This window comes from Stenotrophomonas sp. 21LCFQ19 (assembly GCF_056861425.1).
Genome location: NZ_JBSPUF010000016.1, coordinates 33095 through 57939, shown reverse-complemented (window position 1 = coordinate 57939; position 24845 = coordinate 33095). Strand labels below are relative to the sequence as shown.

General features: G+C 65.4%; 18 protein-coding genes. 12 read left to right on the top strand and 6 right to left on the bottom strand.

What is annotated here, in order from left to right:
- Positions 1-75 precede the first annotated feature (75 nt).
- The 7 genes from AC13FW_RS16670 to AC13FW_RS16640 all read left to right on the top strand — a co-directional run bounded on the left by AC13FW_RS16670 (position 76) and on the right by AC13FW_RS16640 (position 10629).
- Positions 76-2736: a beta-mannosidase gene (locus tag AC13FW_RS16670; RefSeq protein WP_482989809.1), complete on the top strand. Its 2661-nt coding sequence runs from the start codon at positions 76-78 to the stop codon at positions 2734-2736.
- A complete protein-coding gene (locus AC13FW_RS16665; RefSeq protein ID WP_482989808.1) occupies positions 2736-4169 on the top strand; it encodes a glycoside hydrolase family 47 protein in 1434 nt (477 codons plus the stop codon). The genes AC13FW_RS16670 and AC13FW_RS16665 overlap by 1 nt, the downstream gene beginning before the upstream one ends.
- 232 nt (positions 4170-4401) lie before the next feature.
- On the top strand, positions 4402-5064 hold the full coding sequence (locus AC13FW_RS16660) for a response regulator transcription factor (protein WP_282270172.1): 663 nt from the start codon (positions 4402-4404) through the stop codon (positions 5062-5064).
- Positions 5061-6893, top strand: a complete 1833-nt coding sequence (locus tag AC13FW_RS16655) for a sensor histidine kinase (protein ID WP_482989807.1) — start codon at positions 5061-5063, stop codon at positions 6891-6893. Before AC13FW_RS16660 ends, AC13FW_RS16655 begins: the two co-directional genes overlap by 4 nt.
- 102 nt (positions 6894-6995) lie before the next feature.
- Positions 6996-9137: a hypothetical protein gene (locus tag AC13FW_RS16650; protein ID WP_482989806.1), complete on the top strand. Its 2142-nt coding sequence runs from the start codon at positions 6996-6998 to the stop codon at positions 9135-9137.
- A gap of 24 nt (positions 9138-9161) precedes the next feature.
- Positions 9162-9383, top strand: coding sequence for a hypothetical protein (locus tag AC13FW_RS16645; RefSeq protein WP_482989805.1), 222 nt, complete (start codon positions 9162-9164; stop codon positions 9381-9383).
- A gap of 196 nt (positions 9384-9579) precedes the next feature.
- A complete protein-coding gene (locus tag AC13FW_RS16640) occupies positions 9580-10629 on the top strand; it encodes a serine hydrolase domain-containing protein (protein ID WP_482989846.1) in 1050 nt (349 codons plus the stop codon).
- Between the two features lie 283 nt (positions 10630-10912).
- On the opposite strand, the gene AC13FW_RS16635 is transcribed toward AC13FW_RS16640, so the two are convergent.
- Positions 10913-13108 carry a primosomal protein N' gene (locus AC13FW_RS16635; protein ID WP_482989804.1) on the bottom strand — a complete coding sequence of 732 codons (2196 nt, stop codon included), beginning with the start codon at positions 13106-13108 and terminating at the stop codon, positions 10913-10915.
- Between the two features lie 421 nt (positions 13109-13529).
- Between AC13FW_RS16635 and AC13FW_RS16630 the strand changes: the two genes are divergently transcribed.
- The 4 genes from AC13FW_RS16630 (at position 13530) to sppA (ending at position 18586) form a co-directional block, all read left to right on the top strand.
- Positions 13530-14549 carry a hypothetical protein gene (locus tag AC13FW_RS16630; protein WP_481615598.1) on the top strand — a complete coding sequence of 340 codons (1020 nt, stop codon included), beginning with the start codon at positions 13530-13532 and terminating at the stop codon, positions 14547-14549.
- Positions 14542-15102, top strand: coding sequence for a DUF3106 domain-containing protein (locus tag AC13FW_RS16625; protein WP_482989803.1), 561 nt, complete (start codon positions 14542-14544; stop codon positions 15100-15102). The genes AC13FW_RS16630 and AC13FW_RS16625 overlap by 8 nt, the downstream gene beginning before the upstream one ends.
- Positions 15103-15243: 141 nt before the next feature.
- Positions 15244-16608, top strand: coding sequence for an MATE family efflux transporter (locus AC13FW_RS16620; protein ID WP_482989802.1), 1365 nt, complete (start codon positions 15244-15246; stop codon positions 16606-16608).
- Between the two features lie 70 nt (positions 16609-16678).
- Entirely contained in the window at positions 16679-18586 is a 1908-nt protein-coding gene (gene sppA, locus AC13FW_RS16615) for a signal peptide peptidase SppA (protein ID WP_482989801.1), read from the top strand.
- 284 nt (positions 18587-18870) lie between these two features.
- On the opposite strand, the gene AC13FW_RS16610 is transcribed toward sppA, so the two are convergent.
- Complete coding sequence (locus AC13FW_RS16610) at positions 18871-19101, bottom strand: hypothetical protein (protein ID WP_482989800.1); 231 nt, start codon at positions 19099-19101, stop codon at positions 18871-18873.
- Between the two features lie 95 nt (positions 19102-19196).
- On the opposite strand from AC13FW_RS16610, the gene AC13FW_RS16605 reads away from it, so the two are divergent.
- Complete coding sequence (locus tag AC13FW_RS16605) at positions 19197-19973, top strand: SDR family oxidoreductase (RefSeq protein ID WP_482989799.1); 777 nt, start codon at positions 19197-19199, stop codon at positions 19971-19973.
- On the opposite strand, the gene AC13FW_RS16600 is transcribed toward AC13FW_RS16605, so the two are convergent.
- The 4 genes from AC13FW_RS16600 to AC13FW_RS16585 form a co-directional block, all read right to left on the bottom strand.
- Positions 19961-20584, bottom strand: a complete 624-nt coding sequence (locus AC13FW_RS16600; protein ID WP_296248628.1) for a DUF4124 domain-containing protein — start codon at positions 20582-20584, stop codon at positions 19961-19963. The genes AC13FW_RS16605 and AC13FW_RS16600 overlap by 13 nt on opposite strands.
- Positions 20584-21252, bottom strand: coding sequence for a DUF4124 domain-containing protein (locus tag AC13FW_RS16595; protein ID WP_482989798.1), 669 nt, complete (start codon positions 21250-21252; stop codon positions 20584-20586). Before AC13FW_RS16595 ends, AC13FW_RS16600 begins: the two co-directional genes overlap by 1 nt.
- A gap of 239 nt (positions 21253-21491) precedes the next feature.
- Positions 21492-22052 carry an L-threonylcarbamoyladenylate synthase type 1 TsaC gene (gene tsaC, locus AC13FW_RS16590; protein WP_482989797.1) on the bottom strand — a complete coding sequence of 187 codons (561 nt, stop codon included), beginning with the start codon at positions 22050-22052 and terminating at the stop codon, positions 21492-21494.
- Positions 22053-22303: 251 nt separating this feature from the next.
- Complete coding sequence (locus AC13FW_RS16585) at positions 22304-24805, bottom strand: DNA topoisomerase I (protein WP_482989796.1); 2502 nt, start codon at positions 24803-24805, stop codon at positions 22304-22306.
- Positions 24806-24845 lie beyond the last annotated feature (40 nt).

Genomic DNA, 24845 nt, shown 5'->3' with positions numbered 1-24845 from the left:
AACCAGTAGCAGGGAGGAAGCAGCATGCAGCACGTGCACCTGAAATTTGGATCGATACAAATTCATGCTCAACGCGTGTGCCGCGGCCTGTTGCTGTGCGCGCTGTGGCTGGCGTCAACTGCAGCAGTGGCTGCACCATTGCGGGCGCAATGGAGCTTCCGCCTGCTACCGGGCGATGCACAACTGCAGACGCATCCAGGCATGGATGCGTGGAAACAAGCAACGGTGCCCGGCAGCGTGCATACCGATCTACTCGCTGCCGGCTTGATTGGTGATCCTTATGTCGGCGCGGCCGAAGCCGGCCTGCAGTGGATCGGACTCGCTGATTGGGAATACCGCGCCCGCTTCGACGTGGATGCCGCAAGCCTGGCGCGGCCGCACGCGGAGCTGCGCTTCGATGGCCTGGACACCTTCGCCGAAGTCCGCCTCAACGGCGAGCCGCTGCTGAAGGCTGACAACGCGCACCGCACCTGGCGTGCGCGGGTCGATGGTCGCCTGCGCGCGCAGGGCAATGAACTGCAGATCGTGTTCCGCTCGCCGATCCGCACCTTGCTGCCGCAGGTGCAGGCGATGCCGCACAAGATTGCCGGCAACTATCCCTCGCCCTACGGGGATGAGCCCAAGGATGCGATGGTCGGCAACTTCGTACGCAAGCCCGCCTACCACTTCGGTTGGGACTGGGGTCCGCGTTACGTCACTGCCGGTGTATGGCGGCAGGTGCATCTGGATAGCTGGGATCAGCAGCGCATCACCGATCTTGCAGTACGCACCGATGCATTGGATGCGGACAAAGCCAATTTGAGCGTACAGCTGCAGGTGGAGCAGGCGGACAAGGCCGGCACCCAGCAGGTCGTCATCGACGTGCGTGACCCGGACGGAAAGACGGTTGCACAGATCAAGCGCGATGTCGCATTGGCGCCGGGCGAGAACAACCTGTCGCTGCCACTGCAGATCGACAAACCGCGCCGCTGGTGGCCGGTGGGCTACGGTGCACAGGATCGCTACACCGTGCAGGCGCGGCTGGGTGAGGGCAAGCAGAGCGCATTGGAATCCAGCATCCGCATCGGCCTGCGCACGGTGCAGCTGCAGCGCGAAGAGGACAAGGACGGCGGGCAGGGCTTCGGCTTCGTCATCAATGGCGTTCCGGTATTCGCCAAGGGGGCGAATGTCATTCCGTTTGACGCCTTCCCGGCACGGGTAACGCGTGAGCGCCTGCGCCGCGACCTGCAGGCCGCGCGCGATGCCAACATGAACATGCTGCGCAACTGGGGCGGCGGCTACTACGAAGACGATGCCTTTTTCGACATCGCCGATGAGCTCGGTTTGCTGGTGTGGCAGGACTTCATGTTCGGCGGCGGCATGCAGCCGGGCTATGACCCTGCGTTCCGCGCCAATGTGGTCGTCGAAGCGCGCGACAACATCCGCCGCCTGCGGCACCACCCCAGCATCGTGCTGTGGTGTGGCAACAACGAAGAAGAGACCGCGTGGAAGGATTGGGGCCACGGCAAGACCTTGAAGGAGGCCGATCCGGTATTCGCCGCGAAGGTCTGGCAGGGCTATGTGGACCTGTTCGGCAAGGACCTGCGCAGCGTCGTCGCCGAGGAAGGCCTGGGCGTGCCGTACTGGGCCAGTTCGCCCAGCAATGACCTGGACACCAAGGCCAATGATTCGCGTCGTGGTGACAAGCACTACTGGGAAGTCTGGGGCAACCCGGCGTTGCCGCCGACGGCCTACCTGAAGGAAACCCCGCGCTTCATGTCCGAGTATGGCCTGCAGGCCTGGCCGCAGCTGTCGACCATCAACGCCTTCGCCACGGCGGAAGAACAGCAGGTGGATGGGCCGGTGATCGAGGCGCACCAGAAGTTCCTGGCCGGCAAGGGCAATGAGCGTCTGCTGCACTACATCGAGATGGAATTCGGCACGCCGCGCTCGTTCCCTGATTTCGTCTACCTGAGCCAGATGATGCAGGCCGAGGGCATCGAACTGGCCGCGTTGCACCACCGCGCCTCGCGGCCGTACACGATGGGTTCGCTGTACTGGCAGCTCAACGACGTGTGGCCGGGTGCCTCCTGGTCCAGTGTCGACTACTACGGCAATTGGAAGGCACTGAACTTCCACGCCCGTCGCTTCTTCGCCGATGTGGCGGTGGCCGCGCTGCGCGATGAAGGCAGCACCCGTTTCAGTCTGCTCAACGACGGCCGTACAGCACTGCAGGCGCAGTGGCGTGTGCGTGTGCTGGATTTCGATGGGCGGGAGCTGCAGCAGCAGCGCAGGCCGATCAGCCTGCCCGCGATGTCGGCCACCGAGGTTGCGCGCTTCAGCGACGCCGAGCTGCTGCAGGGGGCAGATCCCAGTCGCAGCGTCGCCGTATTCGAACTGCTGCGCGGTGACTCAGTGGTGGCACAGCGCCTGGTCTACTTCGTCGCCGCCAAACAGCAAGCCATGCAGCCGGCACAGCTGCACAGCGAGCTGCGCGCCGAAGGCGATCATTACCTGCTGCAGCTGCGCGCCGACAAGCTTGTCCGTGGTATCTGGATCGGCTTCAACGACGCCAACGCCAGCATCGAGGACAACGCCTTCGACCTGCTGCCCGGCCAGACCCGCACGCTGGTCGTGCGCAGCACCGCACCGCTTTCCACCCTGCGCACGGCCCTGCACCTGCAGACGCTGGGCGACACCCTGCAGTCCCGTCCCGTTGCATCGCAAGACAACGCTTCCGTCGAGAGGATCCACTGATGACCCGTTCCCTGCGTACCGCCCCCCTGGTCGCCGCGCTGATGCTGGCGCTTTCCGCCTGCAGCCAGCAGGCCGCCGCTCCCGCCACCTCCCCGGCTGCACCGGCCGCAGCTGCTGCACCGGCCGACGCCGCGCTTCCGGCCGTCGATGACGCCGAAGCCGCGCGCATGGCCGAGCAGGTCCGTGAGGCCACTCGCCACGCCTGGCAGGGCTACATGCAGTACGCCAAGGGCCACGACGACCTCAAGCCGCTCAGCGGCCAGCCGCGGGACTGGTATCCCAAACCGCTGCTGATGTCGCCGGTCGATGCACTGGACACACTGCTGCTGCTCGGTCTGGACAAGGAAGCCAACGAAGCACGTGAGCTGATCGTCACCCAGCTGTCCTTCGACCAGGACATGGACGTGCAGAACTTCGAGGTCACCATCCGCCTGCTCGGCGGCCTGTTGTCGGCCTACCAGATGACCAACGACGAACGCCTGCTCAAGCTCGCCGATGACCTGGGCACGCGCCTGTCGCCGGTGTTCGACAGCCCGACTGGCCTGCCGTACACCCACGTCAACCTGCACACCGGCAAGACCAGCGGCAAGATCAGCAACCCGGCCGAAACCGGCACGCTGCTGCTGGAGTTCGGCACCCTGGCCAAGCTCACCGGCAAGCAGGCGTATTACGACAAGGCCAAGCGTGCATTGGTGGAAACCCACAAGCGCCGCTCCAAGATCGGCCTGGTTGGCTTGAACATCAACGTCGAGACCGGCGAGTGGACCAACAAGGACGCCTCGATCGCCGGTGGCATCGACTCGTACTACGAGTACCTGCTCAAGTGCTGGAAGCTGTTCGGCGACGAAGACTGCAAGAAGATGTGGGACGAGAGCATCGGCCCGATCAACCAGTACCTGGCCGATGAATCGCGCGAAGGCGAGCTGTGGTACGGCCACGCCGACATGGACACCGGTGCCCGTACCTCCACCACTTACGGTGCGCTGGACGCGTTCATGCCGGGCCTGCTGGCCCTGGGCGGCGACCTGGACCGCGCCAAGCGCCTGCAGGAATCCAACCTGAAGATGTGGCGCCTGCATGACATCGAGCCGGAGTCGCTGGACTACGCCAAGATGGAAGTGCGTTCGCCGAGCTACGCGCTGCGCCCGGAGATCGTCGAGTCGGCTTACTACCTGCACCACTACACCGGTGACGCGCGCTACCGCGGCATGGGCAAGGAATTCTTCGACGACTTCGTGCGCTACACCCGCACCGATCACGGCTTCTCGGCGCTGAAGGATGTCCGCAGCAAGGAGAAGGACGACTCGATGGAGAGCTTCCTGTTCGCCGAGACGTTCAAGTACTACTACCTGCTGTTCGCCCCGGCCAAGACCCTGGACTTCGAAGGCATCGTCTTCAACACCGAAGCCCACCCGCTGCGCCGTACCTGGTAAGAGCGAGCGAGAGCAGAGGCTCTCCCAGATCAATCCGAAGCTAGGCTTCCCATGGATTTTCCGAAGCTAGGCTTCCTCCCCTCTCCCGCTTGCGGGAGAGGGGCAGGGGGTGAGGGCCGCCTCGCCTAACGATCCAAACGGAAGCAGCTTCTCCGCTCCAAGTGCCTCCCATCACAAGCCCACCGTAAGAGCACGCTAAACTCCGCCACAACACGGACCATGGCGGGGGCCGATGGAGTTGTCTTCCATCCTGATCATCGACGACGACACAGCTTCGCTGGCGAGGCTGGTCAGGCTCGTGTCCGAATTACTGACGGACCAACAGACACGGATTCACACCGCCGACAGCCTCGGCAGCGCCCTTGCACTCCTGCAAGCCCATCAGTTCGACCTCGCCCTGGTCGACATGCAACTACCCGACGGCACCGGCATCGAACTTGTCGGTTGGATGCAGCAGCATGTGCCGCAGCTGCAAGCAGTGATCGTGTCCGCCTTTGCCGAGGAAGAAAGCATCTTCGCTGCATTGCGCGCCGGCGCCGCAGGCTACCTGCTCAAGGACCGGGAGGACATCGAGCTGACGGTCGCACTGCGCAGCCTGCAACGCGGTGGCGCGCCGATCGACCCGATGATCGCGCGGCGCATTCTGGCCTTGCTGCCAGCGGTTGCGCAGCCTCCAGTCGCTGCTCCAGCAGCGCCCGCCGTGCAGCTGTCCGAGCGTGAGCTCGGCATTCTGAACCACGTTGCGCAGGGCTACGGCAACCGCGAGATTGCCGAGTTGCTCGGCTTGTCGCGGCTCACCATCGAAGCCCATACCCGCAACATCTACCGCAAGCTGGCGGTGGGCTCGCGGACTGCCGCGGTATACGAAGCGCGTGCGATGGGGCTGCTGCCTTGATCCGCTGGTTCTTGCTGTTGCTGCTGTCGGCCTGCATGGCCAGCGCCAACGCAGGGGCGGGGGACATCACCCGTATCACCCACGCTGAAGCTGTACGTGCAGACTGGCAATCGCCAGCAGCACCCGCGCAAGGTTGGGTGCAGGTGCCCCTGGCTGACCAGTGGCAGACGCGCTGGCCCGATCACGACGGCGTGGTCTGGTATCGCCTGCGTTGGCAACAGAATGACGCCAGTCAAGCAACCGGCCTGCTGCTGGATTACACCTGCATGGCAGCGGCCGTATATCTCAACGGCAGCCTGATCGACCGCGATCCATCCTTGATCGAGCCGCTTTCGCGTAGCTGGCATGTACCGCGCTATTTTCTGTTGCAGTCGCCGTTGCTCAAGCAAGGCGAGAATGAACTGCTGGTTCGGGTCTCTGGCCTGGCGGCCTACCAACCTTCGCTGGGGGTGGTGGATGTAGGCGACCCGCAGATCCTGCAGGCACGCTTCCGCAAAGAAGTTTTCGTCCGCCATGACCTGCAGGTACTGGATAGTGCGATTGGCTTCGTGCTGGCTGCGGTTATCGGGCTGTTCTGGCTGCTGCGGCGCAAGGAGTCGATGTACGGCTGGTACGCGTTGAGCGCGGTGTTCGGACGCCTGTACGACAGTAATTTCTTTGCCAGCAGCCCGTGGCCGTTCCCCAGCACCGATGGCTGGCAAGCCTTCATTGGTGCCTGCTACGTGGCCGGTGCTGCTGCCCATACCGTCTTCCTGCTGCGTTTCTGCGAGCGGCGCTGGCCGCGGCTGGAGCGCGTGTTGCTGGCCATTGCAGTGCTGGTGATGGCGGGCGCCCTGCTGTGGCCGCAATGGATGGGGCCGCATCGCAACGTCTATCTGGTACCCACCATCGCCTTCCTCTACCTGGTCTCGTTCACCTTCATGGGCTATGCGCTGCGCAGCGGCCGGCGTGATTACCAGGTGCTGGCGCTGTGCATCATCCTGCCGATCGCGGTATCGCTGCATGATCTGGGCGTGTACATGGGCTGGTATGGCGGTGTCAGCTACCTGGGATCGTTCACCTCGCCGCTGATGCTGCTCGGCATGGGCTTCGTGCTGGCGTACCGCTTCGCCAATACCATGCAGCGGGTGGAAGGCTTCAATGCCGAGTTGCGCCATGAAGTGCAGCAGGCCACCACGCAGTTGGCGGATACCTTGCAGCAACAGCATGCGCTGGAGTTGTCGCATAGTCGCGCCGGTGAGCGCCTGCAGCTGGTGCGTGACCTGCACGATGGCTTTGGCGGCACCCTGGTGGGCGCAATCGCGCGCCTGGAGCAGGCGCCCGATGACATGCCACGGCAGAAGGTCATCGGCATGCTGCGCGAGATGCGTGACGACCTGCGCCTGGTCATCGACAGCACCGCTCGCGAGCAGGCGGATCTGGTCGAGCTGCTGGCGCCGCTGCGCCACCGAGCCAGTGGCTTGCTGGATGCGGTGGACATCCAGGCCCACTGGCACCTGCAGGACATCGATGGCATCGAGCTTGGAGCCAGCCGCAGCCTCGACCTGTTGAGGTTGCTGCAGGAAGGCCTGACCAACGTGTTCAAGCACAGCCGCGCGCAGCGCGTGGATGTCTACCTGCGCAGGCAAGGTGACCAGCTGCAACTGCATATCGACGACGACGGTGTTGGGCTGGTGCAAGCTGCCGGTGGCAAGGAGGCATCGGGTACTGGCGCTGGGCTGGCCAGCATGCACCTGCGTGCACGCAGGCTGGGCGGCGAACTGCAGGTATCAGCCGCCGCCAATGGCAGCGGCACGCGGCTGGCGTTGCTGCTGCCACTGATGGCGTGATCTGGTGACGGTCCGGCTGGCTGCCGACTACCTGATTTCGTGGATGCGGGACATGTAGGCCCAACGGTAGGTTTGTCCCTTGCTGATTCGGGGGATCCTTCCATGAACCGTCCTGTCCTTGCCAAGGCTGCGCCGCTGGCCGTGCTTGCCATGCTGGGCCTGTTGCCGTTTTCGCCAGCGCAGGCTGCTGAAGTCGTTGGCGGTACCTCGCCGACCACGCCCTGCACGCAAGACGCCAGTACTGGTGCCATTGCCTGCCAGGAAGGCAGTCGGGTTGGCGCTGATGGCAATCCGGGGCCGTCGCAGCCGGGCTGGAGCAGTTCTGCTGGAGGGCTGGGAAATTCCACCGGCAACACCGCCTTCGGGCAGGGCAGTTCGGTCGGCATCGGCGGGCAGGGCTCGAATGGCACCGCAGGGGGGACCGGTGGTACCGGTGGCAATGGCGGTGCCTACAACCTGGCGTTCGGCAGCAACAGCAGTGCTGGTAACGGTGGCAGGGCCGGTCAGGGCAGCGCGGGTGGCACAGGCGGCAATGGTGGCGCCGGCGGCAACTACAACATCGCGTTGGGCAATGGCAGCCAGGCTGGCAATGGCGGTGACGGTGTCGAAGGCTGCTGTGGCTTCCATGGTGCCAGCGGAACGGCAGGCACGGACAACAATGTCGCCATCGGCAGGAATGCGATAGCTGCCGGTGGTGGTTCGGTCGCGCTGGGCTCTGGCAGCAGCGACGGTGGTCTTGCCGATGTGGTGTCGGTGGGGTCGGCTACATTGAAGCGGCGCATCACCAACGTTGCCGCCGGCACCGCTGGCAATGACGCGGTGAACCTCGCCCAGTTGAACGCGGTGTCTGCATCCACCAGCAGTGGCTTGTCGGGTGTGGCGGCTTGGCTGGGCGGCGGTGCTGCGTACAGCGGGGGCGTGTTCACCGCACCCAACTATGCGATCCAGGGAGGGGTGCAGCACAGCGTGGGCTCTGCGCTTGGTGCTCTGGATACTGCGTTGACCAACCAAGGCGCGGACCTGCAGAACTACGTCGACGCCGAAGCGGGTGCTGCGTTGGCAACGGCCAACCAATACACCGATACGCGTGAAGCAGGCATCCGCGCCGATCTGCTGGGCGCGGACGCAGTGATGTTGACCACCGCCAACAGCTACACCGATGGCCGTGAGGCCGCCGTGCGGAGCGACATGGCAGCCAGCGCCAGCACCACGCTGGATGCCGCGATTGCGCACGCCGATGCGCGTGAATCGGTGGTACGTACGGACATGGCCGGCGCGGACGCGGCGACGCTGACGAGTGCCAACAGCTATACCGATACGCGTGAGGCGGCCATCCGCAACGACATCGCCGCCGGAGGGGACGCCACGCTGGATGCGGCCAACGCGCACACCGATACGCGCGAGGCAGCGATCCGCACCGATATGGCCGATGCGGACGCGTCGACCCTGGCCAGCGCCAACAGCTATACCGATGCGCGTGAGGCGGCCATCCGCGACGACATCGTCGCCGGTGGCGCGGCCACCTTGGATGCGGCCAATGCGCATACCGATGCGCGCGAAGCGGTGATCCGCACGGACATGGCAGCGGGGGATGCGGCAACGCTGGCTTCGGCGAATGCCTACACCGATACGCGTGAGACTTCGTTGCGTGGTGACCTCGCGGCCGGCGATGCGGCCACGCTTGACTCCGCCAACCAGTACACCGACCAGCAGGTCGCCAACAGTCAGGCGATGGGGCTGCAGGCCGCGCGCGCACATGCCGATGCCGGTGACGCCGCGACCTTGGCCGCGTCCACGGTTTACACCGATGCCCAGGTGGCCACCGTGCGCGGTGAGGTCAGCGCGGGGGATACGGCGACGTTGGCTTCTGCAAACCAGTACACCGATACAACCGCAGCCCAGACCCTGACCAGTGCCAATGCGTATACGGATAGCGCGCTGGCCGCGTTCAGCGACGACTTCACCCGCTTCCATGACAGCGTGGAGCAACGCCTGCGCAATCAGGATCGACGCATCGACCGGATGGGCGCGATGACATCGGCGATGACCAACATGGCGATCAACGCGGCCGGTGGCCAGAGCGCGCGCGGGCGGGTTGCGGTGGGCGCCGGTTTCCAGGGTGGGGAGCAGGCGTTGTCGATCGGTTACGGCGTGCGGCTGGGGGCGCGCGCTTCGTTCTCGCTGGGCGGCGCCTTTGGTGGCGGTGAGAAGTCCGCCGGTGTTGGCTTCGGCGTTGACCTTTGATGTCGACGGCCGCGGACGTGTAGCGTGACAGCCCTCGCGTTGCCGCTGGTGCTGCGCCTGGTGCCAGCGTTTGCTATCGAGGCGAGCGCGAATCCACAGCACTGCCGTATTCGCAACGGCTCATGGATCCTCAACGATGCAGGGCTGCGTCGCGAGGTTGAACTGTCCATCGGGAGTGCGGCGTGGCACGTCGTCATCCGCGAGCAGAGGATGATGCAGCGGAGGCTGCAGCATTCCGGGCGCTGAGGTGGGGGGCTCAGCCCGGTCGAGGCAATGGCGAATGCCGGGTGCGGGTGATCGCCGGTTTAAACCTTTTGCCCGTTGCATGCATCCAACTCTGGAGTCGGTGATCGCGACAGCCGCGATCCGACGCATTTCCGCCATCCACGACCGGAGCCAGACGATGCGGCCTGCAACCTCCCGATACCTGTTGTGCCTGGGTGTGCTTCTCTGCGTGCTGCCTCTTCAGTTGGCCGCGGCCACGCTGGAGGGTGCCAATGAAGCGACGCGGCGCTTCATTGTTGCCACCATGGAGGAAAGAGGCATCCCGGGGCTGCAGGTTGCGGTGGTCAAGGACGGCAACGTGGTGTTTTCGACGGCGGTCGGGCTGGCCAATGTCGAGAACAAGGTGGCAGCCACGCCTGCGACCCTGTTCCCCATCAACTCGGCGACCAAGGCATTCACCGGCGTGGCGGTCATGCAGCTGGCCGAAGCCGGGCAGCTTGATCTTGATGCGCCAATCTCCGCTTATCTGCAGCAACTGCCCGCCGCGTGGCAGGCGATCCGCGTACGCCAGCTGCTGGCGCATACCTCGGGCCTGCCGGATATCGTCGATGCGCAGGGCCTGGTTGGTGGTGGCTCCGAAGCAACGGCATGGCAGCTGGTTGAGCAGCAGCCGATGCAGGCCTTGCCGGGCGCGCGGTTCGCCTACAACCAGACCAACTACGGCTTGCTGGCCAGGATCATCGCTCAGCGCAGCGGCAGGACCTATGAGGACTATCTGGCGGACAACCAGTTCAAGCGTGTTGGCATGACGCACGTCGGGTTCGGTGACAGCTACGATCTGCTGCCGAACGCGGCGACCATGTACAGCTTTTTTCCACGCAGCAGTGATGCTGCCGGCGCACCGAAGCGACTTTCGCACTGGTTCTACGACATGCCACAGGGCTTGTGGGCCGGTGGTGGCATCCAGACCACTGCCGATGATCTGGCGCGGTGGTTGGCGGCCCTGTTGCAGCAGCGCGTGCTGCGTGCTGACAGCCTTGCGCGGATGTGGACGCCAGAGCGTCTGAACGATGGCAGTGAAGGTGATTGGGCCGCGGGCTGGCCAGTATCGGGGCCGGCGGGAAAGCGCCAGATCAGAAGCTTCGGTGGCGCACGGGCGGCGTTCGTGGTCTATCCGGACGAAGGCCTGGCGGTGGTGGTGTTGACCAATCTTGTGGGTGCCAACCCGCAGCAGTTCACCGATCAGATTGCCGATTTCTACAGATAGCAGCGTAGTGCCGAGCCATGCTCGGCAGGGGCATTCCAAGCAATGCCTTGTAGTGCCGAGCCATGCTCGGCAGGGGCATTCCAAGCAATGCCCTGTAGTGCCGAGCCATGCTCGTGGGCCGCGCAATGCTCGGCAGGGGCTTCACCGGTAGACCCCGACGTAGTGCCGAGCCATGCTCGGCAGAGGCTTTACCGGTAAAGCTCCAGCCGAGCATGGCTCGGCTCTACCGGGATCACGCGCATTTTCAGCTTCGCGGCTCGCGTCGCTCCTGCAAAGCACCAGATCAGTACAGATCCATCGGGTCCACATCCAGCGACCAGCGCACGCGGCGCGCCTGCGGCAGGCCATAGGCCTGCACCATCAAGCCATCCAGCGCTGCGTGCAAGGGACGCCGCTGCCCGGCCGACAACAGCAACTGCGTGCGCTGGAAGCCTGCACGACGTGGCATCGGTGCCGGCATCGGTCCAAAGCGTTCAAGGTCGTTCTGTTTGGGAAGCAGGTGCTTGAGCGCGGCGAGGAATTCATTGGCCTGCTCCACCTGCTTGGCTTCGGCACGCAGCATGGCCATGTGCGCGAATGGCGGAAACCCAGCGGCCTCACGCTGCAGCAGTTCGGCATCGGCAAAGGCGTGGTAGCCACCGTTGACCAGCGTATGCAGCAGCGCATTGTCCGGATGGTGGGTCTGCAGCCAGACCTCGCCGGGGCGCTCCGCGCGTCCGGCGCGGCCGGCGACCTGGATCAGCTGCTGCGCCAGTTTTTCGCTGGCGCGGAAGTCGGCCGAGAACAGGCCTTCATCGATGCCGACCACGACCACCAGGGTCAGCTTCGGCAGATCGTGGCCCTTGGCCAGGATCTGCGTGCCGACCAGGATGCCGGGTTGATCGCCCAGCGTCGCCAGTGTCTGCTCCAGTGCATCGCGGCGGGCGGTGGTGCTGCGGTCGATGCGCAGCACCGGGTAGTCGGGGAACAACTGCAGCAGGCGTTCTTCCAGGCGCTCGGTACCAATGCCCTGCGGCTGCAGCGCCAGGCTGGCGCAATCCGGGCAGGCCAGCGGCACCGGCTGGCGCGCGCCGCAGTGGTGGCATTGCAGGCGGCGGCCGCCACCGTGCACGGTCATTGGCGTCTTGTGCAGCGGCGTGCTGCAGCGTTTGCACGGCGCGGTCCAGCCGCAGTCATGGCAGAGCAGCACCGGCGCGTAGCCGCGGCGGTTCTTGAACACCAATACCTGGCTGCCGGCCTTCAGGTGCTGCTCGATGCCGACCAGCACTTCCGGTGACAGGCCATCCTGCAGCGGCCGCTTGCGCACGTCGAACACGCGCACGCCCGGCGGCTTGGCATCACCGGCGCGTTGCTGCAGGCGCAGGTGCGTGTAGCGACCGCTGCGTGCGTTGTGCAGGGATTCCAATGATGGCGTTGCACTGCCCAGCACCACCGGCACATTCAGCGCCTTGCCGCGTACCATGGCGAAATCGCGTGCGTGGTAGCGGATGCCGTCCTGCTGCTTGTAGCTGCCGTCATGCTCTTCGTCGATGACGATCAGGCCGGCCTGCGGCAGTGGTGTGAAAATCGCCGAGCGGGTACCGACGATAACGCGCGCTTCGCCGCGCGAGGCGGCGGCCCAGACGCGTGCACGTTCGTTGTCGTTCAAGCCCGAATGCAGCGCATGCACTGGAATGCCCAGACGGCTGCGGAAACGGTGCAGGGTCTGCGGGGTCAGGCCGATCTCCGGCACCAGTACCAGTGCCTGCTTGCCTTGCTGCAGGCAGTGGCAGATGGCCTGCAGGTAGACCTCGGTCTTGCCGCTGCCGGTGACGCCATCGAGCAGGAAGGGCTGGAAACCCTCGGCCGCCTGCAGCGCGTCGATCGCTTCTTGCTGCTGCGGGTTCGGCACCGGGCCGGCGACGATGCGCGGCTGCGGAATCACCGCAGCCACTTCGATCCGTCGCGCATGTTCACGCTTCGACAGCGCGCGGGCGGCACTGCGCCAGTCCTCCAGCTGATTGTCCAGCAGGTCTTCATTGACGGGACCGTCGAGCAGCAGCGAGGCCAGGCGCTGCGGGCGGGTACCGCTGCGCAGACGCGCGTAACCGGCGCGGCCTGCCTCGGTCAGTTCCCAGGCCCAGCCGTGGGTATCGGCCAGCGGCTCGCCGCGGCGCAGGGGCGCGGGCAGCGCGGTGGCGATCACCTCGCCCAGTGGGGCGTGGGTGTAGCGCGCCAGCCAGCGCAGCGAGGCGCTGAGCTCGCCCCCGATCAGCGCGGCGTCATCCAGCCATTGCAGGGCCGGTCGCAAGGTCGCCGGGTCATCGCTGTAGCCGATGGCCTCGACTACCCCGACCAGCTCGCGCGGACCGAACGGCACCCGCAACCGACGTCCCACATCACCAGCCTCGGGCGCGGGACTGCCGACCGGAGGCAGGTAGTCGAACAGCTGTGGCAGGGGCACTGGCAGGGCGAGGCGCAGGGTGGGGCAGTCAGGCATGGGCCAAGTTTAGCCGCAGCCGACGACTTGGCTCGCTCCATTCACCGTCATCGTGATGCTGTGAAGTCCTGCATAAATGCGGCGTAAACGCTGGCTGCGCTTGGAGATTTATTGTTATCCACACATCCTGTGGATAACTCTGTGGGTGAGTAATGTGCTCCACGCGTTCAGGGCGATGGAGCAAGCCTTTGGGTCAACTTGGTCAAAAAATAGCCAAATAAGATATTCAATAAAAATCAATGGCTTATCCGTGAAACAAAAAAGAAATACAGTCTCACGGCGGCGTGCTTGGGTCGCTTGTCACAGCGTATTGACGCTGTGCACAAGTTGTTGCAGCGGCTTGCAGAATCGGTCCGCTGCTGCTTTGGGGCGTCGGCAGCGGGGTGTGCGCTCGGTATCATCACGGCATGACGGAGTTCACATGATGGCTGCACCAGCCCCTCTTTCGCCGGCCGCAGCCAATGCTCTGTCCGCCTTCTTGCGCGGGGTGGAACGCCGCGCCCTGGTCGTTGCCGAGCTGCAGGCTGGCGATGCCGCCGTCGGTGAACGCGCGGTGGCCGTGGCCATGCGTGCGTTTGCCGGCCATGCAGCGCAGCTGCTGATGGTTGAATGGCCGGCCCGTTTCTGGGGCCTGCTGTGCAGCACCCCGCAGTTGCTGAAGCCGACCAGCCCGGGCAACTGGGAGCCGGCCTTCGCACACCTGGGCACGCTGGCAGCAGGTGAACGCCTGGCCTTGTTGCTGCGGATTGGCGCCGGCCTGGATGAAACAGCGGCTTCGACGGTGCTGGGCGTTGACGCCACTGCCTATCGGCAGGCCCTGGCGGGCGCCTGTCCGGTGGATGCAGATGGTCACCCGGATGCCGCAAGCTGGCGGGCCTTGGCCGAGCAGGTGCAGGCGCTGATCCGCGACCTGTCGCCGCCGCGCCTGCAGCAACTCGAACAGCTGCGCGATTCGGTGATTACCGGCGCCTTGCCCGCCGCAGCCGCTGCGCCCACTGCCGCTGGCAACAGCCCGCGCGTGGAAGAGGAGCGTCGCCGCAAGCCTGCGCCGCGACGTAAGCCGGCCAAACCCTGGACGTTGCGCACCTGGCTGCTGCTGTGCCTGCCGCTGCTGTTGCTGGCAGTGGTGGCGCTGTGGTGGTGGCGTTCGCATACGGTGGTCAGCACAGACCCGGATGCTGGCAATGGGCTGGTCGACAACGGTCCGGTGCAGGTGGAATCGCTGCCTGACGACAGTCCCCCGGCCGGACCGGGCGAAGACCCGCATGCGGCCGCCGATGCGGCCATGCTGGCCGATCCTGCGTTGGACACGGCCCGCGATGCTGACTTCCATGCCTGGTATGCAGCCGGTGGCCCGATCCCGGTGGACGAGTCACAGCCGCAACCCAGCCGTCCGGAACCGGCCGGTGCAGCGCTGGAGACGGCCGATGCCGATGAGTAAATCTGTTCTGGCGGGCCTGATCCTGATGGTTGCGCTGCCACTGCAGGCGGCTGCGCCGACCGCTTTGCCGGGGCTGCCGACCACGACCGGCAGTGCCAGCGTGATCAGCACGCGCAATGCCTGGGCCTCGATGAGCCCAGCGCAGAAGCGCGAGCTCCGTAGCCGCTACGCAGCCTGGCAGGCACTGCCGGCCAGCGAACAACAGCGCATCCGCCAGGCGGCGGAGGCAATCGCCGCGCTGCCGGACGCACAGCGCCAGGCCCTGCGTGCGCGCTATGTGGCCATCGACCAGATGCACCGCGATGGTTGGTTGCTGGGCCCGCAGCTGGGTGTGTTGTATCCGCGCCTGCAGCCGCTGTTCGGCTACCTGCCGGCGGCTGAGCGCGAGCCGGTGATTGCGCTGCTGCGACAACTCGATGCCGCCCAGCTGGAACAGCTGAGCCTGATTTCGCAGCGCACGCCGCCGCAGCAACGTGAAGAACTGCGCACCCAGTTGCTGGCCTTGGCACCGGCACAACGCGATGCCTGGCTGCGCGAGAAAGTCGGGCACTGAGTACCGCGCCGTGCGACAGCACGCCATCCGTTCATCCGCGGTGCGGGGCCGTAGCGACCTTGCCACGGTAGAATAGGCACACTCCGCGACCCGGCATCTGTGCGCTTCCTGCGCCGGCCGTAGTCCGCGTCCCTGTGTTTTATGTCCATGTCTCCCGCTACGCCGCGCTTCATGCAAGAAGTGCGGACGACCGGACTGCTCGCCCTGCCGTTGGTGCTGGGCCACGTTTCCACCGGTCTTATTGCCTTTGTCGACAACACCATCGCCGGCCACCATGGCACCGATACCTTTGCTGCGGTCAGCATTGGCACGGCCCTGCTATGGCTGCCGATGCTGGTGCCGATCGGCACCTTGATCTCGCTCACCGCCTCGGTGTCGCAGCTGCACGGCGCTGGCCGTGACCGTGAAATCGGCCCGCTGTTCCGCCAGGCACTGTGGTTGGGCGTGGGCCTGAGCGCGTTGATGTTCCTGTTCCTGAGCGTGGTGCCGGCGTTCCTGCCAGCGTTCGGTATCGCGCCCGAGATCGTGCCCGGTGCCACCGACTTCCTGCATGCCATCCGTTGGGGTGTGCCGGCGCTGACCCTGTACTTCTGCATGCGCTACCTCAGTGAAGGCATGCATTGGACCTTGCCGACCATGTTGATCGGTTTCGGCGGCCTGCTGGTGCTCGGGCCCTTGGGGTACGCGCTGTGCAACGGCAAGTTCGGCTTCCCCGAGCTCGGTGCCGAAGGCCTGGGCATCGCCTCCTCGGTGACCATGTGGGTGCAGGCGCTGGCCTTCGCCACCTACCTGTGGACCACCAAGCGCTTCGCCCACCTGCAGCTGTTCAGTCATTTCGAACTGCCGCGCCCGCGCGCGATCTGGGACCTGCTGCGTACCGGCCTGCCGATCGGCATCACCGTGCTGATGGAAGGCGGTCTGTTCATCATCACCGCGCTGCTGATTGGCCGTATCGGTGCCACCGAGGCCAGTGCCCATCAGATCGCGATCAACGTGGCGCAGTTGTGCTTCATGATCCCGATGGGCGTGGCCGAGGCCACCACCGTGCGCGTCGGCCACGCGGTCGGCAGCAACGATCCGCTGGGCGTGCGCCGTGCCACCTGGGCGGGTTATGCCATCGTGCTGGTGACCCAGGTGGTGTCGATCACCGCCTTGTTGCTCGGCCATGACGCGGTGGTGGGGCTGTATACCGACGACCTTGCGGTGGCCGCGCTGGCCTCCACCCTGCTGTTGTATGCGGCCACCTTCCAGATCCCCGATGGCATCCAGGTGCTGTCCGCTGGCGCCCTGCGTGGGCTCAAGGACACCCGCGTGCCGATGTTCATTGCCATGTTCGCCTATTGGGGCGTGGGCATGCCGGTCGGCGCCGGGCTTGGACTGGGGCTGGGCTGGGGCCCGCAGGGCATGTGGATCGGCCTGATCATTGGTTTGACCGTGGCTGCGGTGTTGCTGGGTTGGCGGTTGCGGGTCAGCAGCAGCCGGCTCATCACCCAGGCTACCCCCTGACTTAAAGGCCATGCCGGCGGCGTCCGGTTATGCGTATCCTGACTTGCAACCAGCCCCAATCGGAGCGTCCATGAATCCCCCTCCAGTGCCACGCCGCAATCCCGTTGCCAGCTTCTTCATCGGCATCTGGGACGTGATGAACTTCACCCGCCGGTTGATCCTCAACCTGCTGTTCTTCGGCTTGCTGTTCCTGATCCTGATCGGTTTGATGGTCGCCGTGGGCAAGGGCGCTTCGTCGACGACCGTGCTGCAGGAAGGCACCACCCTGGTGATCGCGCCGGAAGGCCGTCTGGTCGAGCAGTACAGCACCGACCCGCTCAGCCGCGCGCTGGGCAAGGCGCTGGGTGAAACCAATTCCGAAGAGCTGCAGCTGCGCGATCTGATCCGCGCCATCGAAGCAGCCAAGGACGACAAGAAGATCAACCGCGTGGTGCTGCAGCTGGACAAGCTGCAGCCCAGTGGCTTTGCTTCGATGCGTGAAGTGACCGCCGCGCTGCAGGATCTGCGTGCGGCCAAGAAGCAGGTCGTGGCCTTCAGCGAGAACATGGGCCAGTCGCAGTACCTGCTGGCCGCGCAGGCCGATGAGGTCTACCTCGACCCGATGGGCGGCCTGTTGCTGGAAGGCCTGGGTCGCTATCGCCAGTACTTCCGCAGCGGTCTGCAGGACAAGCTGGGCGTGGACGTGCACCTGTTCAAGGTGGGCGAGTTCAAGTCTGCCGCTGAGCCCTATGTGCTCGACGCCGCCTCGCCGCAGGCCAAGGAAGCCGACCTGTTCTGGATGAACGACGTGTGGCAGCGCTACCTGGGCGACATCGCCAAGGCACGCAAGCTCGACGCCGCGCAGCTGGCTGCCGGCATCGACACGCTGCCCGAAGGCATTGCCGCCGCCGAAGGCGACCTGGCCCGTTTCGCCCTGCAGCAGAAGCTGGTGGATGGCCTGAAGACCCGCGAAGAAGTGGACGCGCTGCTCACCGAGCGCGGCGTCGCCGACGGCGATGCTGACGGTGGCTACCGCCAGATCGGCCTGGGCGAGTACCTGACCCAGCTCGACGCACGTCGCTCGCCGATGGATTCGCGTCCGCAGGTTGCCGTGGTGGTTGCCGAAGGCGAGATCGCTGGCGGCGACCTGCCGGCCGGCCGCATCGGTGGCGTTTCGACCTCGGCATTGCTGCGCGAAGCACGCGACGACGACGACGTGAAGGCAGTGGTACTGCGCGTGGACTCGCCGGGCGGCGAAGTGTTTGCCTCCGAGCAGATCCGCCGTGAAGTGGAAGCGCTCAAGGCCGCTGGCAAGCCGGTGGTGGTGTCGATGGGTGACATGGCGGCATCCGGTGGTTACTGGATCAGCATGAACGCCGACCGCATCTATGCCGACGAATCCACCATCACCGGCTCGATCGGCATCTTCGGCATGATCCCGAACTTCGCCCGCAGCCTGGACAAGATCGGCGTGCACACCGACGGTGTCGGCACCACCCGTTTTGCCGGCGCGTTCGACGTGACCCGGCCGATGGACCCGGCCGTTGGTCAGGTGATCCAGTCGGTGATCAACAAGGGCTATGCCGATTTCACCGGCAAGGTGGCAGCGGCACGCAACAAGCCGGTTGAAGCGGTGGATGAAGTCGCACGCGGCCGCGTGTGGAGCGGTGCGCAGGCCAAGGAGCGCGGTCTGGTTGATGCCTTCGGTGGCCTGAAGGCGGCCGTTGCCGATGCGGCGGAGCGTGCAAAGCTCGGTGAAAGCGACAAGTTCCGCGTGCGTTACATCGAGAAGGCAGCTACCCCGTTCGCGCAGTTCATGACCGGCTTCGCCGGCAGCCGCGCCGGCGCCTGGATGCTGGCCGACTCGGGCGTCGCACGCATGCTGATCGCCAAGCAGATGCCGGAGCTGGACACCCAGCTGCGCTTCGTCGAAGACGCAGTGAAGGACCGCAATGGTGCACCGGTGAAGTCGCTGGCGTATTGCTTCTGCGGTTTGTAAGCGCGCCTGTGTGATGTGCAACAACAACGCCGCCCAAGGGCGGCGTTGTTGTTTTTGCACTGTAGTGCCGAGCCATGCTCGGCAGGGGCTTTCCAGGCAATCCTCTGTAGTGCCGAGCCATGCTCGGCAGGGGCGTTCCCGATAGAGCCCGTTGCCGAGCATGGCTCGGCACTACATGTGGGTTTTCGCGGTAAGGCCCCATTGCCGAGCATGGCTCGGCACTACATGTGGGTTTTCGCGGTAAGGCCCATTGCCGAGCATGGCTCGGCACTACAGGTGATGCGCTACTTGGCGGTATCGGTGCCACCAATCGCCGCATCCAGCTCGGCTTTCTGTGCCTTGCTGGCCTGCTCGGCCGCTGCAGCAGCAGCCTTGGCCTGATCCAGATCCTTCTTCATCGCATCACGCAATGCGGTGGCCTGCGGCTCAGGAGGGCGTTCGGTGTCCGGCACTTGTGGCTTGCATGCTGCCAGCGCAAACAGCAACGGCACCATCAACAGGGAAAGACGCTTCATCGGCATGCTCCGCTGGGCTCAGACAGCTATCCTAGCCCCATCTTCCCGCAGCGTCCCTTCACGGACGCCGCACCCTGCATTGATGAGGAAACAGCATGAATCCGCAGCGTTGGCGCCTGGATGGGCAAACCGCCTTGGTCACCGGTGCCAGTGCCGGTATTGGCCTGGCAATCGCACGTGAGTTGCTGGGGTTCGGTGCTGATGTGCTGATCGTCGGGCGTGATGCCGACGCACTTGAAACCGCGCACGATGAACTGGCCGAAACCTTCCCGGAGCGCGCCATCCACGCGCTCTCGGCCGACGTCAGCGATGACCAGGACCGGCAGGAAATACTCGACTGGGTCGAAGACCACAGCGATGGCCTGAACATCCTGGTCAACAACGCCGGTGGCAACACCACCAAGGCGGCAACCGAGTATTCCGAAGACGAGTGGCGCGGGATCTTCGAGACCAACCTGTTCTCGGCATTCGAGCTATGCCGCTACGCGCACCCGTTGCTGACCCGGCACGCATCCTCGGCGATCGTCAATGTCGGTAGCGTCTCCGGCATCACCCATGTGCGCAGCGGCGTGGTCTACGGCATGACCAAGGCGGCGATGCAGCAGATGACCCGCAACCTGGCCTGCGAGTGGGCCGAGGACGGTATCCGCGTCAACTCGGTGGCGCCGTGGTACATCCGTACCCGCCGTACTTCCGGGCCGTTGTCCGATGCCGACTACTACGATGAAGTGATCGCGCGCACGCCGATGCGGCGCATCGGTGAGCCGGAAGAAGTGGCCGCTGCGGTGAGCTTCCTGTGCCTGCCGGCATCGAGTTACGTCACCGGTGAATGCATCGCGGTGGATGGCGGCTTCCTGCGTTACGGGTTCTGAGTGTTGCAGTCGCTGCCAGCCAGCAGTGACTGCAGGCGGAGATGTTTTTCCCGCAGCGTCTCGGCCTGGCTGGCCGCTGCAAAACGCCATTCCGATTCGGCGTCGTTCACCCATTGCTGCCAGGTAGCGCAGCGCTGCGCGGGGTCGACCGCCGTGCAGGTATCGCGAATCACTTCGCAGGCATCGCCTGCGCCCGTATTGGGGTTGCCGTCCAGACCGGTGACCTGCATGGCCACGCAGCGTGACGGCGGCTCGCTGGTTTCGCTGAAATAGTTCTGGCCTTCGCGTGTACGGCACTGGAACAGCTCGGGCAACGGCACCGGTGGTGCCGTCGCAACTGCGGTGGCTTTCGGCGGTTCGGGTGCCGCAGCAGGAACGGGTGCCGCGACCAAGTGCGGCAGCGTTGCAGGCGCCGGACTGGCAAGCGGTGGCGGAGGTGGTCTGGTCTCCACTGCCTGCATGACTTTTTTGCTCTGCTGCTGCGTGCCTTTGGGGCAGGGCATGTTCTGCACGGTGAGCGCGCCGGCGGCATCAGTGCAGCGGTAGAACACGACCTCGCCGGCCTGTACGCTGGCGCTGGCCAGAAGCAGGATCAGGATCAGGCAACGCATCAGGTTCCCCCGCAGTCCTGTTCAAGCCGCGCGTCGATGCCGCGTTGCTCGCGGGTCAGTTCCCGACGTTCGCTCTGCAGCGCGCTGTTGTAGCGGCGGATCAGTTCCCAGCGCCGATCGCGCAGGCGCGCGCAGACTTCCTGTGGCGGCAGGGCATGGCAGCTGTCTCGCACCAGCACCGAACCCATCGGAACCGCGACACCTGCTCGCCACGGGATACCGCCTCCGCCGGGTGGGCGCGGCGGGCGTGGGCCACCGTGGCCGGGACCATGGGTTGGGTAGGCATAGCCCCAGGTCGGTACCCAGCGTGGATTGCCTTCGTTGTTGTCGCTGGTGTAGCGCTCGCCTTCGCTGGTGACGCACTCGTACATCGGCTGTGGTGGCTGCACCGTGACCACCCGCACTTCGCGCTGGATGACCGGCACGGTTGCTGGGGGGGCTGCTGTGGAGGCCTGCCGCGGTGGTGGATCCTTCGGCCGCGTCATCTCCAGCACCTGTTGCTGATGCGCCTTGGTGCAGGGCGCATCCTGCAGCGACACCGCGCCATTGCTGCCAACACAGCGGTAGATGCGGACATTGTCCGCCGAGCTGGCGGGAGGCGGGTCAACCGCCAGGGCCACGGCAGGCAACCAGACCAGGCAACCGAGCAGGGGCAGGCGAGCGCGCATGCCGGCAGTGTGCCACGACGGCTTCGTTGTTGTTGTAGGAGCGGCGTGAGCCGCGAAGCTGGCAATCTTGCCGGCCGCGTTCCTGTGTAGCGCCGAGCCATGCTCGGCTGCGCCGAGCCATGCTCGGCTGCGGCGCTACCGGTGAAGCCCCTGCCGAGCATGGCTCGGCGCTACGCCGTTGCCCCCTCCCTTTGGCGTAGCCAAGGGGAGGGTTGGGGAGGGGTTGGCTTTTCGGCTTTTCAGTCGCGCAGGACTGCGCCGGTGGCGGCCACGCGTATGCGGGTAGGTTGGGCCAGGCCGCCGGTGGCGCCTTCCAGCAGGCCATCCAGCAAGGCCAGCAGGGCAGGGTCCAGCTGCTCACGGGAGCGCGCTGGCGGCTCGCCGGCGAGGTTGGCACTGGTCGATACCAGAGGGCCGCCCCAGGCCTCGCACAGGGCCTGTACCAGTGGATGCGCAGTGACCCGCACGGCGATGCCGGTGTGTTCGCCGGTGATCCAGCGTGGGGCGCGTGGGCCGGCCGGCACGATCCAGGTGTTGGCGCCGGGCCAGCTTTCCAGCACCGCCTGCCGGCGATCGTCTGCCAAGGCATCCAACTGCACCCAACCCTCCAACTGCACCGGGCTGGCGGCGATCAGGATCATGCCTTTCTCGACCGGGCGCTGTTTCAGCGCCAGCAGCTTCATCACCGCGGCTTCGTTGGAAGGATCACAGCCCAGGCCCCAGACCGCTTCGGTCGGGTAGGCGATCACGCCGCCGGCCTTGAGGGCCGGGACGACGCTGTGCAGGTCGAGTTCGAGCATGGTCAGCACCGTTGGAGGGCCAGTGCGTTCGATGGCGCTGGTCCGCGAAAGGACGCAAAGCAAAGGCCGCCCGGTGGGCGGCCTGCTGCGGGTGGTGCTGATTATCCGCTTGTTGGCGGGGGAGGGGAGATGAAAGCAGTAGCAGTGCTGGTTCTCACCCTCGGGAGCAAAGCCTACCCTCATCCGTCCCCCGCCTTCGCGGGGGCAGGCTCTTCGGACACCTTCTCCCGGAGGGAGAAGGAAGTGCAGGTTCAGAACGGCGGTGCGTCGTCGGCGGCCGACTTCTTCACTGCCTTCTTGGCGACGGTCTTCTTGGTGGCTTTCTTCGCCGCGGTTTTTTTGGTCGCAGCTTTCTTGGTTGCCGCTTTCTTGGCCGGGGCCTTCTTTGCGGCGGCCTTCTTCGGCGCGGCTTCCTTCTTGACCGTGGTCTTCTTGGCGGCCTTCTTGCCGAAGCCCTTGCGCACTGGCTTGCCGGTATCAGCCATCAGCTGTTCGACTTCGGCCAGGGTCAACGAGGCCGGCTCGCGGTCCTTGGGGATCTTGCCGTTCATCTTGCCGTCGCTGATGTACGGGCCGAAGCGACCGTTCAACACCTGGATGTCCGAACCCTCGAACTCCTTGATGATGCGGTTGCGCGCGATCTCTTCCTTCTCTTCGATCAGGAACACGGCGCGGGCCAGGTCGATCTTGTACGGGTCGTCTTCCTTGGTCAGCGAGGCATAGGTGCTGCCGCGCTTGGCGAACGGCCCGAAGCGGCCGATGCCGACGGTGACTTCCTCGCCATTGGCATCGGCACCAAGCTTGCGCGGCATGTCGAACAGCTTCAGTGCTTCGTCCAGCGAGATCGAGTAGATGCTCTGGCCTGGTTGCAGCGAGGCGAACTTGGGCTTCTCCTCGTCTTCGACGGTGCCGATCTGCACCATCGGGCCGAAGCGGCCGATACGGGCGGTGACATCCTTGCCGCTGACCGGGTCGGGGCCGAGCACGCGCGCGCTGCCGGCATCGGTGCGGTCCAGCGATTCGCTCTTGTCGGTGACCAGTTCCTTGAACGGGCCCCAGAAGCGTTCCATCAGCGGCACCCACTCTTCCTCGCCACGCGACACCGCATCCAGCTCGTCCTCGAGCTTGGCGGTGAAGTCGTAATCGACGTACTGGGTGAAGTGGCTGGACAGGAACTTGCTGACCGCGCGGCCGACGTCGGTCGGCTTGAAGCTGCGGCCTTCCATCTCGGTGTACTTGCGGAACAGCAGGGTCTGGATGATCGAGGCGTAGGTGGACGGACGGCCGATGCCGTATTCCTCAAGCGCCTTGACCAGCGCTGCTTCGGTATAGCGCGGCGGCGGCTGGGTGAAGTGCTGGTCGGCGACGATGCGGTCCAGCGGCACGCGGTCGCCGGGCTTCATCAGCGGCAGCTTGCGGCCTTCGTCCTCGTCCTCGGCGCTCTTGCTGTCCTTGCCTTCCTCGTACACGGCGAGGAAGCCGGGCACCACCACGGTGGTGCCGCTGGCGCGGAACACGTGCTCGCTGCCGGCCGACAGGTCGACGCTGACGGTGTTCAAGGTGGCAGGGATCATCTGGCAGGCGACGGCGCGCTTCCAGATCAGCTCGTACAGCTTGCGCTCGTCATCGGTGAGGTACTTGCCGACCTGTGCCGGGGTGCGCAGCGCGGAGGTCGGGCGCACGGCTTCGTGGGCTTCCTGCGCGTTCTTGGATTTGGTGGTGTAGGTGTTGGGCTTGTCCGGCAGCGAGCTGATGCCGTAATCGCGGGCGATCACGTCGCGGATTTCGGCCAGCGCGTCCTGCGACAGGCTCACCGAGTCGGTACGCATGTACGAGATCAGGCCGACCGTGCCTTCGTCGCCGATGTTCACGCCTTCGTACAGCTTCTGCGCCACCTGCATGGTCTTGCGGGTGGTGAAGCCGAGCTTGCGCGAGGCCTCCTGCTGCAGCGTGGAGGTGGTGAACGGTGCGGCCGGGCGGCGCTTGCGCTCCTTGCTGGCCACGTCGGTGACGTGCAGCGAGCCCTGCGCAGCCTGCTGGATGCGCAGGCGTGCGGCCTCGGCGGTGTCGCCGTCGGTGACTGTGAACTGCTCGAACTTCTGCCCGTCCAGCTTGATCAGGCGTGCATTGAAGTGCTGCGAGGGATGCGCGCAGGCAGCCTCGATGCTCCAGTATTCGCGCGAGATGAAGGCTTCGATCTCTTCCTCGCGCTCGACGATCATGCGCAGGGCCGGACTCTGCACGCGGCCGGCGGACAGGCCGCGCTGCACCTTGCGCCACAGCACCGGCGACAGGTTGAAGCCGACCAGGTAGTCCAGCGCGCGGCGTGCCTGCTGGGCATCGACCAGGTCCGAGGCGATTTCACGCGGCTGGGCGATCGCTTCCTTGATCGCGCGCGGGGTGATTTCGGTGAACACCACGCGCTGCATCGGCTTGCCATCGGACAGGCCGCGCTGTTTCAGGATCTCGGCGATATGCCAGCTGATTGCCTCACCCTCGCGATCCGGGTCGGTCGCCAGCAGGATGTCATCGGCGCCCTTTGCGGCTTTTGCGATGGCTTCGACGTGCTTCTCGTTCTTCTCGATCAGGTCGTAACGCATGGCGAACCCGTTCTCGGGGTCGACCGCGCCTTCCTTGGGAACCAGGTCCCGCACATGCCCATACGAGGCCAGGACCGTGTAGTCCTTGCCGAGGTATTTATTGATCGTCTTGGCCTTGGCCGGTGATTCGACGATGAGCAGGTGCTTGGGCATGTCAGTACATTCTTGGGGCGGAACGCCCGTGTGGGGGCGC